This is a genomic window from Mucilaginibacter rubeus, from assembly GCF_003286415.2.
Lineage (GTDB): Bacteria > Bacteroidota > Bacteroidia > Sphingobacteriales > Sphingobacteriaceae > Mucilaginibacter > Mucilaginibacter rubeus_A.
This window is the reverse complement of sequence record NZ_CP043450.1, coordinates 1,337,860-1,353,232: the sequence shown is the minus strand read 5'-3', so window position 1 is coordinate 1,353,232 and position 15,373 is coordinate 1,337,860. Positions and strand designations below refer to the sequence as shown.

The 15,373-nt window shown below is 41.3% G+C and carries 14 protein-coding genes; 1 reads left to right on the top strand and 13 read right to left on the bottom strand.

The features are described 5' to 3' along the window. Positions 1-101 precede the first annotated feature (101 nt). The 10 genes from DEO27_RS05610 to DEO27_RS05565 all read right to left on the bottom strand — a co-directional run bounded on the left by DEO27_RS05610 (position 102) and on the right by DEO27_RS05565 (position 9,230). Positions 102-830 (bottom strand): ATP-dependent Clp protease proteolytic subunit, encoded by a 729-nt coding sequence (locus DEO27_RS05610; protein WP_112574025.1) that lies wholly within the window; start codon positions 828-830, stop codon positions 102-104. Between the two features lie 424 nt (positions 831-1,254). Further along, the gene (gene tig, locus DEO27_RS05605; RefSeq protein WP_112574026.1) at positions 1,255-2,613 is read right to left on the bottom strand and encodes a trigger factor; all 1,359 of its coding nucleotides are present in this window, start codon (positions 2,611-2,613) and stop codon (positions 1,255-1,257) included. Positions 2,614-2,919: 306 nt separating this feature from the next. Continuing rightward, positions 2,920-3,903, bottom strand: a complete 984-nt coding sequence (locus DEO27_RS05600; RefSeq protein WP_112574027.1) for a c-type cytochrome — start codon at positions 3,901-3,903, stop codon at positions 2,920-2,922. A 90-nt stretch (positions 3,904-3,993) separates the two neighbouring features. After that, a complete protein-coding gene (locus DEO27_RS05595; protein WP_112574028.1) occupies positions 3,994-4,716 on the bottom strand; it encodes a head GIN domain-containing protein in 723 nt (240 codons plus the stop codon). A gap of 116 nt (positions 4,717-4,832) precedes the next feature. Then, complete coding sequence (locus tag DEO27_RS05590; protein WP_112574029.1) at positions 4,833-5,441, bottom strand: GIN domain-containing protein; 609 nt, start codon at positions 5,439-5,441, stop codon at positions 4,833-4,835. A gap of 489 nt (positions 5,442-5,930) precedes the next feature. Continuing rightward, on the bottom strand, positions 5,931-6,395 hold the full coding sequence (locus DEO27_RS05585) for an SRPBCC family protein (protein ID WP_112574030.1): 465 nt from the start codon (positions 6,393-6,395) through the stop codon (positions 5,931-5,933). Beyond that, a complete protein-coding gene (locus DEO27_RS05580) occupies positions 6,376-6,717 on the bottom strand; it encodes an ArsR/SmtB family transcription factor (RefSeq protein WP_112574031.1) in 342 nt (113 codons plus the stop codon). Before DEO27_RS05580 ends, DEO27_RS05585 begins: the two co-directional genes overlap by 20 nt. Positions 6,718-6,862: 145 nt before the next feature. Then, a complete protein-coding gene (locus DEO27_RS05575) occupies positions 6,863-7,606 on the bottom strand; it encodes an SDR family oxidoreductase (RefSeq protein ID WP_112574032.1) in 744 nt (247 codons plus the stop codon). A gap of 38 nt (positions 7,607-7,644) precedes the next feature. Beyond that, a complete protein-coding gene (locus tag DEO27_RS05570) occupies positions 7,645-8,499 on the bottom strand; it encodes an oxidoreductase (protein WP_112574033.1) in 855 nt (284 codons plus the stop codon). Positions 8,500-8,639: 140 nt separating this feature from the next. Further along, entirely contained in the window at positions 8,640-9,230 is a 591-nt protein-coding gene (locus DEO27_RS05565; RefSeq protein WP_112574034.1) for a TetR/AcrR family transcriptional regulator, read from the bottom strand. A gap of 373 nt (positions 9,231-9,603) precedes the next feature. On the opposite strand from DEO27_RS05565, the gene DEO27_RS05560 reads away from it, so the two are divergent. Further along, the gene (locus DEO27_RS05560; RefSeq protein WP_112574035.1) at positions 9,604-10,215 is read left to right on the top strand and encodes a hypothetical protein; all 612 of its coding nucleotides are present in this window, start codon (positions 9,604-9,606) and stop codon (positions 10,213-10,215) included. Between the two features lie 90 nt (positions 10,216-10,305). Here DEO27_RS05560 and DEO27_RS05555 read toward each other — a convergent pair whose 3' ends face one another. From DEO27_RS05555 to DEO27_RS05545, 3 genes are all read right to left on the bottom strand, one after another. Then, entirely contained in the window at positions 10,306-10,905 is a 600-nt protein-coding gene (locus DEO27_RS05555) for a GIN domain-containing protein (protein WP_112574036.1), read from the bottom strand. A 962-nt stretch (positions 10,906-11,867) separates the two neighbouring features. Next, positions 11,868-13,763 (bottom strand): ATP-dependent DNA helicase RecQ, encoded by a 1,896-nt coding sequence (locus DEO27_RS05550; RefSeq protein WP_112574037.1) that lies wholly within the window; start codon positions 13,761-13,763, stop codon positions 11,868-11,870. Between the two features lie 220 nt (positions 13,764-13,983). Next, entirely contained in the window at positions 13,984-15,057 is a 1,074-nt protein-coding gene (locus tag DEO27_RS05545; protein ID WP_223818168.1) for an alpha/beta hydrolase, read from the bottom strand. Between the last annotated feature and the right edge of the window lie 316 nt (positions 15,058-15,373).

Below are 15,373 nucleotides of genomic sequence, written 5' to 3'. Positions count from 1 at the left end.
TCAGAAAACAAAGTCTACAACCATAAGTACCAAGCCTTAAGCCTGAAGTCAATTTTTTTTCTGACTTCAAACTTAAGACTTAGAACTGAAGGTTTAAAAAATTATTTTCCTTTGTTACCTTTTAAAATCTCATCAACCATACCAAATTCTTTGGCTTCTTCGGCAATCATCCAGTAGTCACGGTCAGATGCATCCCAAACTTTTTGGTAAGGTGCACCGCTATGATCAGCAATGATCTGGTACAACTCTTTTTTCAATTTGGTGATCTCCTGGTAGGTGATCTCAATATCTGACTGCTGACCTTGCGCACCGCCTGATGGCTGGTGAATCATCACCCTTGCATGCGGAAGCGCTGCCCTTTTACCTTCGGTACCGGCTACTAACAATACTGCAGCCATTGAAGCGGCCATACCTGTACAGATGGTAGCCACGTCATTTGATATAAACTGCATAGTATCATAGATACCTAAACCTGCATAAACCGAGCCACCTGGCGAGTTGATGTAGATCTGGATATCGCGTTTAGCATCAGCCGACTGTAAGAAAAGCAACTGAGCCTGGATAATGTTTGCAATATTATCATAAATAGCATCGCCCAGGAAAATGATACGGTCCATCATTAAACGTGAAAACACGTCCATGGCCTGTACATTAAGCTGGCGCTCTTCAAGGATATATGGGGTCATGCCGGTAGGTACGGTAGTGATACCGCCTGTTGGCATATTACCTCTTTCAACACCTGCAATATATTTGTCTACATAAAGGCTGTTAATGCGGTGATGCTTAACAGCATATTTTCTGAATTCGTTTTTATCGATATTACTGCTCATGGTTTTTGTTTGTTGTTCGTTAGGAAATGCGGGCGTCTTACCCGCGATAAATATAGTTTTTAGTTGAATAGATTTTTTGCAAGATAGTTTTTATTAAGTAATTTTTTAATGAGAGCGCAGTGACTAAACCGGAATTTTTTAGTCAAAAACTAAGAGTTGAGGTTGCGGCAAAATGTTGGTAACAACGCCAACGTTGAGCGACAAGATAGCAAAAGCAGCCATCTCCAACCCGTCATTGCGAGGCACGAAGCAATCCCAAACTTTACAGGGCGACTTGCTTATGCATTCTGTTAATCGGGGATTGCTTCGTACCTCGCAATGACGCTGGGTTCAGGATTAGGGAAAAACACCAAAAGCAACCTTGTGAGTTGCTTTTGGTGAATATATTATAAAACCTACCCTAACAAGGGCGATTCAAAATTGCTTACTGAGCTGCGGTAACCAATGCACTGAAATCAGTGTAAAGGATATCCTGCTTATCTAAAGTGATTACATTTTTGATATAGTCAAATACCTTTAATGCTTTTACCTCTTCAAATATTTTGTTAGCGTTGTCTTTATTTTGCAAGTACTGAACAGTGTACTGACCTAACTGATCTTCAGGGATCGGGGTTGGGCTGTACATCCTGAACTGTTGATCTAAACGGATCTTAGCTAATTCAAACACATCTTCATATTTAATTTCGATAGTGTTATCAGTAATTATCTTGTTTTCGATCAAAGTCCATTTCAGGTTTTGAGCAAAATCATTGTAACCACCTTCTAATTCCTCGTCGCTTAGTTTTTCGTTAGTGGCTTTTAACCAACGTTTCAGGAACTCATCTGGAAGTGCAAAATCAACTTTAGCGATAGCTAATTTGTACATATCGTCCTGCAACTTGCGGTCAGAATCCTGTACCATCATGCTTTCAAGCTCTTCAGTAATTTTAGTCCTGAATTCCTCTTCGGTAGTCACTGTACCTTCACCAAATAATTTGTCAAAGAACTCCTGGTTAAGATCGCTTTCTTCTAAACGGTTAACGTTTTTAACAGTTAACTGGAAGTCGCCTCTTAAATCAGCTGCGTCATCCTCTTCAATTTTTAATAAACCTGCAATTTTTGCTGCATCGTTATCAAAAGCTTTACGGATATCAAACGTAACAACGTCGCCTTTTTTCAAACCGATCAATGAAGCTTTGATAGCCTCATCTTTGATCTGATCTAAACGTACAGACGCGGTGTTGGTAATTCCATCCTCAAAAACACTACCATCAGCAGAAAGTTGAACCAAATCGCTGTAAAGAACGTCATCGTCTGCCGATACGTCAGGATTTGTCATTTTGCCATAGCTGCGACGGATATTTTTGATACGTGAAGCCAATGTTTCGTCATCAATTTTGATAACGTATTGCGTTAATTTATCTGCTGATGAAAAGTCGATGCTGAACTCAGGAGCTAAGCCTAATTCATAGCTAAACTCAAAGTTATCGGCAAAATCCCAGTTATATTCTTTGTTATCATCAAGAGCAGGAAGCGGCTGACCTAATACGGCCAGTTTTTGCTCGTCGATGTAGTTATTTAAAGTATCTTGTAACAGGTTATTGATCTCGTCAACAAGGATGCTTTTGCCGTACATTTTTTTGATGTGCGCTGCAGGCACCATGCCCGGACGGAAACCAGGAAGTTTTGCTTTTTTAGCATTTTCCTTTATAGCTTTTTCAACACGTGGCTGATAATCTTCAGGGTTGATGTTAATTTTAACAACTGCGCTCAGGTCATTAATTTTTTCCTGTGTAATATTCATCTTTTACCGGGTATTTAATTTAATCCTTTGAAATATAGCCTAAAACCTAATTGGTGCTATACAAAATTCGAGGCGCAAAAGTATGAATTTATTTTTAATTTGCTGTTGATTTTATATTGTTTTCGAGGAAAATGAAACTGCTTTTAAACGGCTTGAACGGTAGGACAGCATAACAATGGGGTATAATTTGTCTGAACCTGAATTAAACGAATTTTTAGAATTGATCGAAAATCAGCTTTAAATTCTTTAATTCAATAAATTCAAGTTCAGACAATATTATGGGCGTTTAAACCCAATCTCCAACCTCTAATTCCTATTTCTTTCAAATTTCACTACGTGGTTGCTAATGGGCTTTATTGTTTTTAAATAAGCGTAAATCGCTTCCAGATCGGATGTTTTCATACCCGCGTATTTCCACCAGGGCATAATGGTTTGAAAATCGCCCGGTTTTACCGGTGTTGGCTGTACTTTTCCGTTGGCGTATTGAGTGAAACTGCTAACAAACTGCTCCTTTGTCCAGTTGCCTATGCCGGTTTCCTTGTCGGGCGTAATATTAGCGGAAAACACTTTGCTGCCTCCCGGCACAATATAACCCTGCCCACCGGCAAAAGCCATAGCCTCGTTCAGTTTACCTTTATCAGCTTGTGTATGGCATTCTTTACAGGCCGCGGCATTGAGCAAATAAGCACCATATTTAATGGTATCCGCCGGGTTGGGAATACTACCCAAGGCTGCCTTTTGCGGCATGGTATGCACAATAATATTGAGCGGAAAATCGAGCTGATGCCCGGGATAATTTTTACCGTTAGGTTTTAAAGTACGCAGGTAGGCAATGATGGAATAAAGGTCTTCCCTATCCATCTTCGCGTAATATGGCCATGGCATTATTGGGAATATCGCCGAGCCATCTTTTTTAACACCGGTGGTCATCGCCCTGAAAATCTCTCCGTCTGTCCAGTTACTTAAATTCAAAGGGGTAATATTGGGCGAATACACCGTACCCGGGAACCCCGCAGAGGCATCAAACTTTTCGCCTCCGGAACCTAAAATGGCCGAGTCGGCGGGAGCGGCAAATGTGCTCCAGTTACGGGCCGAATGGCAATCCATACACAGGGTAACGTTGTTGGCAAGATACTTACCGCGGGCAATGCGCTGCGGCGTAGCATCTATTTTAATAGCTTCAGGCTGGCCCACGTTGGGCAGGGCCAGTGTAATGTACGATACGCCGGCAATGGCAATCAGGACAAGTACTATAACTGCATAGGCTGTCCATTTTAAAAACTTTTTCATTTTTAATTAGTGATAAGAGGTTAATAAATCAAAGGGGCCGCGAATTAGTTAGATCCCGGCCCCTTTGTTATACTTTAATTATAAGGTCGATCAGTCAACTTTTTTGATAGATGAGGCTCCCGATTTATCGTTATTCACGGTAGACGGAGAACCTTTATATTGAATTTCGGATGCGCCGCTGGTATGTACATTCAGCGTTTTAAGCACATTGATCTTGCAATGGCCAATACCCGATGTTTCAATATCATAATCACCCACAACAAAATCAAATGCCTCTATTTTACCGGCACCACTCAGGTCAATTTTATGCGATGCAGCCTGGCCTGTAAGCCTCACTTCTGTAGCGCCACTACCTTCGGTTGATACATTGGCCGCGTTAAGATCAAGGGTTATCTTGGTAGCGCCTGAAAGATCAAGCTTAAAATCTTTAGCATTCAGCTTACCGTCCGAATTAACTTCAACCGCGCCTGCAGCCTGAATTTCTTCAAGGTTTTTTACGCCAATATTGATCACCATATCTCCGGGATCACAGAAATTCTTTTTTGATTTGATATGTAGTGTACCGCTTTCAACCGACGTCGAAATGTATTTGATCAGGTTATCGTCAGCTTTGATATCAATGGTTAATGAGCTGTCCTGTTTCAGGTGAACTTTAAACGCGCCCGAAATTTCAACTTTTTTAAAATCTTCGGCTTTGCGTTTTTCGGTAGTTTGGTTTCCCGAACCGTGTACGCACCTGTAGTTACATGATGATAATATGGCTGTAGATATAAATGCGCCTGCTATAGTGAAGGTAGAAAGGTAATTTTTCATAGTTTGGTTGTTATGACGCCGAATGGCGGTTTAGTGTTACATCAAAATTAAAAAAAGCTACCACATTTTAGGTGATAGCTTTTGAATATATGATAGACTTTTGCAAAAGTAAGGTATTAAAGACCTGCAAACTCGTTTTCAACGGTGTATTTAGCAGGAGCGTTGGTTACTTTATCGGTGAAGCTTACTGCGGCAAATGCATTGTTATTTACAAATGATTCTTTGGTGTGGTTCAGGGTGTAAACATCGGCAGTACCGGTAAATTCAGCTTTAGCTTTGTCATTAACGTTTACGGTTGCAGCGTAAGCTTCAACATTTAATTTAGCAGATGCATTATTGTAAAGGTTAACGTTCAAATCAAGAGCGGCAAGCTTTCCGAATGATTTAACTTCGGCATTATCATAAGCATCGATAGCTTTAAGATCATTGGCAGTTACCCAAACTACCAGTTTTTCGTTTTTATATGAAGTGATGCGTAAGGTACCGTTGTTGTTTTGTACAAGCGCGCTTTCTGAATAATATTTGTTGTAAACTTTAACATTTTCGTTTTCGCCGGCTGATACATATACTTCAACGTTACCGCGAACTTCGATCTTGTTGATCTTGCTTACGTTGTTTAAAACTACGGCTGCGCCGTTATCTATTTTGGTTGCTGCGTTGGCTGCGGTTGTTACTCCAAGTGCTAAAACTAAAGAGGTTGCGATTGTTAATATTGTAGTTTTCATGATGATTAATATTTTGATTGTCAATTATTTGTGTTTCTATTTCATTTAATACACTCATAAGACGCCCCCATTTTTAAAACGTTACAGGGGTTTCGGGCAAATTAGATGTACAGCAGGTTTTAGTCGGCGAACACCGGATTTATATCGGTGAAAAGCGGAAGAATTTTAGATTTTAAATGTGCAGATTTCAGATGTGCAGACGGAAGTAGGGATTACAGATGTGCAGATTTCAAATGTGCAGATGTGATTTGTCGATAAAAAACCAAAGCGTTATTGAACAATAACGCTTTGGATGATAACAGATTAATCTACAGATAGGATTATTATACGCTGATATGCTGACCGAAGTCTTTGACTTCGTCGACTATGCCTGTAGTTTGCAACTACAGCGTATTTCATTGTAGCAGCCTGTAGTTACAAACTACAGGCATAGCAAATTCGAAGTCAGAGACTTCGAATAGCGGTGAGAATATCGAGCTACTACAGAGATCATCTTTTGCTCGCCTCTTTCAAATATTGATTCAACTTTTCGATATTTTGTTTTAAGCCCTCATCGGCTTTAAATGTTTTTACCACCTGTACAAACTGCTCATGCGATTCAAAAAGCATATGCCAGCTCAGGGAGGTTTGCTCCCCTTGCTCTTCAAACTCAATTGTAGCAACAAACTTCGGACTGCTTACATGCTCGTACACTATTTTTTTAAGCGGAACAATTTCTTTAAACACACTTTTGTTCTTATAATCGGTACCGTCGGGGCCATGCATCACCAGGTCCCACTCCCCTTCCTGCTTAATTTCCATTTTGCTGATGGTATTGGTAAAACCGTCGGGCCCCCACCATTGGGCAATATGTTCGGGCTGGGTCCATACTTCCCATACCAGCTCAATCGGGGCATCTAAGGTTCGTGTTAAGCGCAATTCGCGATTGGCAGTGTTACTTTGATTGTTTTCCATTTCTCTCATTTTTTAGTTGTACTACATATTTCTCAAGACTATCTATTTTACTTTCCCAATGCTGGCGGTATTGATCAACCCAGGCCGAGATCTCGCTAAGCTGATCAAGCCGGGCCTCGCAGATCCGGTCGCGCCCCTGCTGTTTAACATTAATCAAACCGCAATCGGCCAGAATCTGGATATGTAAGGATATGGCCTGACGTGTAACATCAAAGTTTGCGGCTATGGTGTTCACGTTGTGTGGCTGGGTGGCAATCATATTAATGATGGCTCTTCGGGTTGGATCAGCAACCGCCTGGTAAACGTCTCTTCTGGCTTTCATAATTAAGCAAGCATTTGCTTGCAAATATAAATGCAAGCATTTGCTTGCGCAAATATTTTGAAAAAATAATCCAACAGAAAACAAAAAACGCCGCTACCCTATTAAAGGCAACGACGCTCCAGAAAACAATTGAGGTCAGTTCAATTTACCATGGAAGTTCTTCACCAAGGTGGATGAACCTGCCGTTAGGGCCGTCTTCACCAATAAGCGATAGTTCAACGCTGGTTTTGGCACCGTCAGGAACGCTCATAGGTGCGTGCTCAACACTACCCAATTCTGTTTGTACCCAACCCGGATGTGCTGAATTCACTTTGATTTTAGTACCTTTTAATTCATCCGCCAAAAGAACGGTAAACACATTCAAAGCTGCTTTCGATGCTGAATACGATAAGCGTTTGAAATCAGCTATCGGGCTGCCTTCAGTAGCATGTATAGTTATTGAACCCAATATGCTCGACAGGTTAACTATACGACCAGCCTCACTCTTTTTAAGCAAAGGAAGCAGCTCATTGGTAAGATATACAATGCTGAACAGGTTGGTATTAAAGATATATTCAAATTCATCGGCAGTTGTAGCAACGGTCTTTTTAACAAAAAGATCATTGTCTTTGGGGCCAACGCCGGCGTTGTTTACCAGGATATCCAGTTTACCAAATTTGTTTTCGATGTAGGCGGCAATCGCTTTTCTTTCATCGGCATTGGTAACATCCAGTTGAACGCCATATGCTTCAATTCCTTGTTCGGTTAATTGAACCGCGGTTTCTTCAGCTGCGCTCAGTTTACGGGCAGCCACTATTACGGCCACGCCTTTTTCGCCTAATTGTTTAGCGGTTTCAAAACCTATACCGCGGTTTGCGCCTGTTATTAAAGCTATTTTTTTAGTTGACATGATATTTTCTATTTTAATGTTGAGTGAATTGTGTTTGATTATTTTGTAGCAACGTGATCATGATCGGTACTGGTTGATACCGCTATCCATTGATCAATTTCTTTGCTTGTTTTTTCGGCATTGGCTTTATACATACCAACAGCATCTTTACCGATAGGCAGGTGTAACGGAGGGTTTTCGTTATGAGCGATATCAACTACAACCTTAGCCAATTTCTTTGGATCGCCGGGCTGGTTACCGTGTAACTGATCGGCACCCGTTCTCATCGGACCAACGGTTTCGGTATAATCGGCAATAATATTTTTTGCAGCACTATATGATTCCGCGCTCAGGAACTCGGTGCTGAACAAGCCCGGTTCAACTACGGTTACTTTAATATTGAGTGGAGCAAGTTCTGCAGCAAGGCCTTTTGAAATACCTTCAACCGCAAACTTGGTTGAACCATACAAAGCCCAGCCCGGGATGGCATCAAAGCCAAATAATGAAGAAACGTTGATAATATGACCGGATTTTTGAGCACGTAAATGAGGTAATACCGCACGCAATACATTCAACAGACCAAATACGTTAGTTTCATATTGCGCTTTTACTTCGGCATCAGTGGCTTCTTCAATGGCGGTTACTATACCATAACCTGCATTGTTGATCACTACGTCAATTTTGCCAAAACGTAGCAAACCTTCGGCAACAGCGGCTTTAACCTGTGCTTCGTTAGTTACGTCCATTGTTACCACCAACAGGTTAGGGTTGTTACTTAATGTAGCAGCCAGCTGATCGGCTTTGCTACGTACAGTGGCAATTACCTTATCACCTGCTGCCAATGCTGTTTTAGCTATCTCTAAACCAAAGCCTTTTGAGGCACCGGTTACTAATATTACTTTTTGAATTTTCATGATGTTTGTTTTATTGATTTTATATTTTAGACTTTTTAGTCGGTTCTTATTTTTAAAAAATACCGTTTCCGGTTATTGTGTTTTATTCTATTACATTTGATTAAAAACGACCAAAAAGTCTATTTATAATCAAAAAAAAATTATTTTAGTTCGTACTCCTTCAATTCATTTTTGAGCATGCGCACAAGGCTATTCATATATTTGCCACTTCCAGTCACTCTTGATACCAGCATTCCCCCTTCCAACAGCGTAAACATCTTGAGCGCGTAATCAGCGGCGTTTATTTCAGAAGATATTTCACCATCCGCAACACCCTTGTTTATGATCTCCACAAAAACCTTCTGCCCTTCCTCAATCATTGTTTTGAGCCTCTGTTTAAGCATGGGATTGTTATCGTCAGCCTCAACGCCAAAATTAAGTATCGGACAGCCGCCATCTATGTATGAATCAATAGGATCTTTGTAGATATCAATAAAAGCGAGGATTTTTTTAATGGCTGTTTTTTCTTTAGCCATAACGGTATTTACCTTATCGCTTAACTTATCGAGCAGGTAATTAACCATTACACTCGCAATTTCGTCCTTGCTTTCAAAGTGCCCATAAAGGCCCCCCTTAGCCATTTTTGTGGCGGCAAGGATGTCATCAATGGTAGTACCGGCTATACCTTTCTCATTAAAGATCGGCGCTGCCGTCTCGATAATGAATTGCCTGGTTCTTTCTGCTTTGCCCATTGTTGTTTTTGTTTGACGAATCAAAAATAGACCAAAAAGTCGAAAATGAAAATTATATTTTTATTGATGACAATGAGATGAACATTGAGGAACGTGTTTACTGCTACAATTAAGCTTGTGATGTTTTAACCGATTTATTATTTTCGTCTTGCCTAAACCACGCGCCTTCTCACTTATGGTCAATACCACAATTCAGATTACCAGTAAATATCATCACGAATTATTGCTGCTCAACAGAACGAAACCTGTTAAACTACAAACAATAGTGTAGTGCATCAATTGTTGGAAGATCTGTCTGGCAGATTATCACAATAAGCGTATATCCTACTTAATTATATCTAAACAAAAACCAACATTATCTAATCACAATTTCATGAAAAAATTACTTTTAAGCGCCGCCGCGCTGATGGCATTTTCTATCGCAATTTCAATCTTTCAAATGAGTTGCACCAAAATAGCCAATTCACAAACACCTTCTTATACATTACAACCGGCAACAACAACTAAATTGGGCGGTGTGATCCCCGACGGAACAACAATTTCCGTAGATGCAACCGGTAAAATATCAGCTCCCAATTCTTATACCTTACAAGCAGCTACGACAACGAAACTGGGCGGTGTAATCCCCGACGGAACAACAATTTCTGTAGATGCAACCGGTAAAATATCGGCTAATGCCGCTACTCAAGTCGGAAAATTGCTGTACGGCGTGACTGGCGCCACCGAACCGGCAAATGCTATATGGACATCAAATTTTGATGGCTCCAACCCGCAAAAAATTAATATCACTATGCCAACAGGTATTGTGATTGCTCCGGATAATATCAGAATATCTCCGGATCACAAAACAATATTTTTTTCGGCACATACAATACCGCCAGCTTCAATTTTGTACTATCTGTATTCATGCAATATAGATGGAACCAACCTGCGTCAAATCAGAAACCAGGGCGCTAATGGCGTTAGTGTGGAGGTTGCTTATTAATATCCATAGTTGATACCTCACAAAAAAAACCGCCCCTTTCGGGGCGGCTACACTGTATATAATTGACTCAAAAAAATGGCTGTTATAAAGTTATAAAGTTGCAAATTCATCAACCCTTGGTTTGGTTTCTTTATTCAACGTTTCGGTAGCGTGAGCGTATGCCAGGCCGTTACTGTTAACATTTGAAGTTACATTGCGGGTAAGGCTATATTCGTTGGTGTTACCTTTAAGCTCGGCTTTGGCGTTACCACTTAAGGTGATGCTGGCGCTGTAAGTATCCAGGTTAAGGCTTGCAGATGCGTTGTTGTTTAATTTAACATCAAGGTCGATGCCTGAAAAGCTACCGAATGATTTGATATCGGCATTATCGTAAGCACTAATTGCGCTCAATTGGTTTGCAGTTACCCAAACTACTAATTTTTCATTTTTATATGATGAAATGCGCAATACGCCTTTTTGTGATTGAACCAGCGCGTTTTCAGAATAATAGCGGTTGTAAACCTTTATCTCGTCGGCCGGGCCGCTTGATATATAAAGTTCAACGTTACCGTAAACTTCAATTTTGTTGATTTTACTGATATCAGTTAAAACAACGGCTGCATCATTTTTTGCTGTTTTTGCTGATGCGATGTTTGCGAAGCCAAGTACCATAAACATTACGGTAGCGATGGCGATTGATGTAGTTTTCATGGTATTAATATTTTGATTGTCAAGTGATTATTATTTTATTTCATTGAATACACAGATATGACGATCTCAAATAAAAAACGTTACAGCGGTTTTAGTTCAATTAGCCGGAGTGCAGGTTTTTATCGGTAAGCCGGTGATTTTCTCCGGTGAAATAGGGCATGAAATTAAGAGGGATTGATTATATCGTTGTCATGCTGAATAGAAAAACCGGGATCTGTGAAAGTGAAATGACATCTACTCCACATTATTGCGAGTAATTACCAAGGCAGCCCTTAAAAAAGTTGTGATGACATATAAAATAAGAATGTGTCGTTTTTGGTTTTGCAGTTATGGAGCGTAGACCCGCGTTAGGGATTGCAGTGTAAAGCCCACAGCGTGTGTAGGGATGTGGGTTGGAAAAGCGAGGACTTGCAACGGAAAGCCCGGGCCGCAGGCAACGCCCAAATTAACATTACATGCCAAGAAAAAATACACTTGATAATCAATAACTTAAAATCAAATCATTACAAGAAACCAAGATAACCGACCGAAAGGAACTCATTAATACATGCAAAAAATTACAATTATTAATAATCTCCGAGGGGCCGGTAACGATTATTGTTGTGATGAACTTACATTGTCGCGCTCTTGGCCGCGCAGGGCCAGGTACTTTTGTCGCCACAAAAGTACCCAAAAAGGCTTGCAGCAGAAAGGCTTCTTTGCGCACGCCCTACCCTCCAACCCACCACACTGCCATTGCCCTGCAAAACGAACAGAACCACAGGCTGCAATTATTTTGCCCCAAGTCACATGCTCCCATGGCTTCTGCAAAAACTTGCTATGCCCCTGCAGCCGCACATTCCCCACATGTTCTGTTCGTTTTCACCTGAAGCTGACCTGCTGCAAAAAACGGACTTTTAACAAATAATGTGTCGCTGTAGAGCAGAATCACGCCCTCTGTCAAACCCGGGCTATAAAAACCATCAACTCAAATAATAAGCTTCGCCATCGGTTTTGATCTTACCTGCATCGAGCAGCAGGCGTATGGTTTCCATCTTTTCTTTTTCGGTGCCGATATTGATACCAGTTATCAGGTTACCGATGTCGGGGTTTGAAATGCTGAGTAACTGTACAATTTCGGTAGTGATATTATCGAAGATCTCGTCCTGGTTCACCTTTCGCTTTTCCTCAAGGCAAACATCGCAAACACCGCATTTGCGGCTGTCGGTTTCATCAAAATAAGCCAGCAGCATCTGGCTTCGGCATCGTTTATGAATAGCGTAATCAAAAACCGCCTCCATTTTTTGGCGGTAAACTTCCTTGCGTTGTTCAATATATTTCCTGTCGATGATGAGGTGGCTACCCTGCACCCGTGGTTTTAAATAAGTAACCTGAGGCTTATCGGTTTGCTGCATATAGCTCAACAAGCCATACTGCTGCAATTGTAACATGCCTTCAATAACCTGCTGAACGCTTAAGCCGGTACGCCTTGCAATATCAAACTCCTTGATACGCACATAATTTTCAAACGCGCCACCGTATGAACGGAGTAATGTTTTTACAAATGGGTCCCAGCCTGCATTCTGGATCTGGAAGTTGTATAGCTGTTCGTTAACTACCTCAAATTGAAAACGTGAGGGCAAAAACACACTCTCATTAAAAGCCAGATATTCATCGCGCTCTAAAAATTTAAGGGCGTTAAGCGTTTTAATGGCATCAAGCTTATAGCGGCTGCAAAACTCGCCAAGATCGAGGTCAAAGCTCAACCCCTCACCTGCCTCATAAGCCAGCTGGAAATAATTGGCCAGGTGATGGTACACCTGTTTAATTTCATCGATGGATGGAAAGTTAAGCTCAAACATTTTTTCTTGTTTAAGCTTATCAGCAGGGTTGTACAGCAATACTCCAAATGCTTTATTTCCATCGCGGCCTCCGCGACCGGCTTCCTGGTAATAAGCCTCCAAACTTTCCGGAATATCTTTATGGATCACAAACCTTACATCCGGCTTATCTATCCCCATACCAAATGCATTGGTGGCTACAATAACCTGCACCCGGTTATTTTTCCAGGCTTCCTGCTTTTCCGCACGCTGATCAACCGAAAGACCGGCGTTGTAATAATCGGCCCTTATACCGTTATCGCTCAAAAACTTTGCTATCTCAAAGGTTTCTTTCCGGCTGCGTACATATACTATGCCGCTGCCCTTAACGCCGCGTACAACATCCAGCATTTTACGAAACTTATCTTCCTCGTATTGTACCACATAGCTGATATTGCTCCTTTCAAAACTTTGCTGGTAAACAACCGGATTTTTGAATTTTAGCTTTTCCTGGATATCGGCCTTTACATCGGCAGTAGCAGTAGCGGTGAGCGCCAAAACGGGTACGTTAGGATGCAGTTCCCGCAGATCGGCAATGTGCAGGTACGGCGGTCTGAAATCATAGCCCCACTGCGAAATACAGTGCGCCTCATCAATAGCAAAGAGGTTAACTTTCATGTATTTCACCCGCTCGCGCACCAGTTCGCTGAGCAGGCGCTCGGGCGACAGGTACAGAAACTTTACCGAACCGTAGATGCAATTATCCAGTGCCAGGTCAATCTCTCTACGCCCCATGCCCGACACGATTGAAATAGCATTGATCCCCTTGGCCCGCAGGTTTTCAACCTGGTCTTTCATAAGGGCAATCAATGGCGATACCACGATGCATATCCCCTCTTTGGCCAATGCAGGTACCTGGAAACAAACTGATTTACCACCTCCGGTAGGCAACAAGGCCAATGTATCGTTACCTAATAAAACAGATTGGATGATCTCGGCCTGCATTGGCCTGAAAGTATCATGGTTCCAGTACTGTTTTAATATTTCTTCGATGGTCATGGGCATACGCTGACCTCAAAACTATTAAATTTAAGGGAAAGATTGGGTGAGTGACTGAATTATCCGCCATTGCGAGGCACGAAGACAACCGACCGAAGGGAGCTCATTAATACCTGTTAAAAACAAATTATCATTATTAATAATCCCCGATAAGCAGAGCCGCTCTGTATAGTTCGCGATTGCTTCATGCCTCGCAACGACGCGCGGAGATGCAATTTATTCAAAACCCTATCAACCATTTATAAAACCCCGGCCAGTCGCCATTCCATTGCTTTTCATTGTGCGACGCTCCCTTAATTACCGTAACGGGCGCATTTTCTGCTTTTATCCCTCTTGACTTTACTACATCAGCCATTTTTTGCATATCGGGAACCATTGTGTCGCTTTCCGCATCACCGCAAACAAAATAAAAACGGCTTTTTGCACTTATCTTAACCTGTTTAGCCAGGTCAAACAGTTGGGGAGCGTTCCAAAACGCGGGTGAAAATACACCGGCATTTCCAAATACCTCCGGATATTTCAACAGGGCGTACATGGAAATAAGTCCGCCCATCGAACTGCCTGCTATTGTTGTGTGAGTGGCATCACTTTCAGTGCGATAATGTGCATCGATATATGGCTTAAGGTTTTTAACTAAAAATTGCACATAATCATCCCCCCTGCCCTTACCATATTTTGAATCATACGGATTATATTCCGTCAAACGGTAATCGCCGCCATGGTCAATACCAACTATGATGCTTTCTTCCTGTTCAGGCATTTTATCCATGATCTCGTCAATGCCCCACTCGCCATAACTTGAGGTGTATTCGTCAAAAAGATTTTGACCGTCGTGCATATAAATTACAGGGTATTTTTTACTACCTGTATCATACCCGGCTGGTAAGTAAATCCAAACGCGGCGCTCTCTTCCTAACTGTGGTATTTCAAAGTTTTCGCTGATAATGTGTACCCGCGCTGTAGCGGTGTGCTTTTTCTCAGCCGGTGCAAAACTATCCTGCCAGCCCGCTATATCGAGTTTTACATTGGTATCACTTTTTATCACCAGGCTCCGGTTATCAATTGACTTACCCGTAGCGTCGCATTCAACTGTGTTCCAGCTGCCACGGGTAATTTTGAAGTGGATCAACCCAACGGGCAATTCTTTGCTTAATGCATAATTTCCGTTGCCGTTTTTAACCAGTTCCCACGTCTTATCAGCGGGGTTCCAGCCATTAAAATCACCTGCCAGAAACAGGCGTTCGAGGGGGCTTTTGGGAGCCTGAATTTTGCCGGTAAAAAAGGATATTTTCACCTGGCTAAAAAGCAAAAAATTTTGGCCAAAAACTAAAAACGCGCAGAAAATTATTTTTTTCATCATCATAAAACAGTTAAAATCGGTAACGTTACCGGGAACGTTCCCGGAAATTGGTTGCATAAAAGTAAAATCAACTATTGTGTAAACTTGACACTTACTTATTTCACAAATATGGGTTTAAATCCAAATTTCGCATAAAAACAATAATTTTTCTCTGCCATTTCGATAAATTTTAATATTTCGTTCAAGTTAAAAAAGACTTAATTAAACGCTTTAAAATTATCTTTTACATAAAATTTGCATTTGATATTTG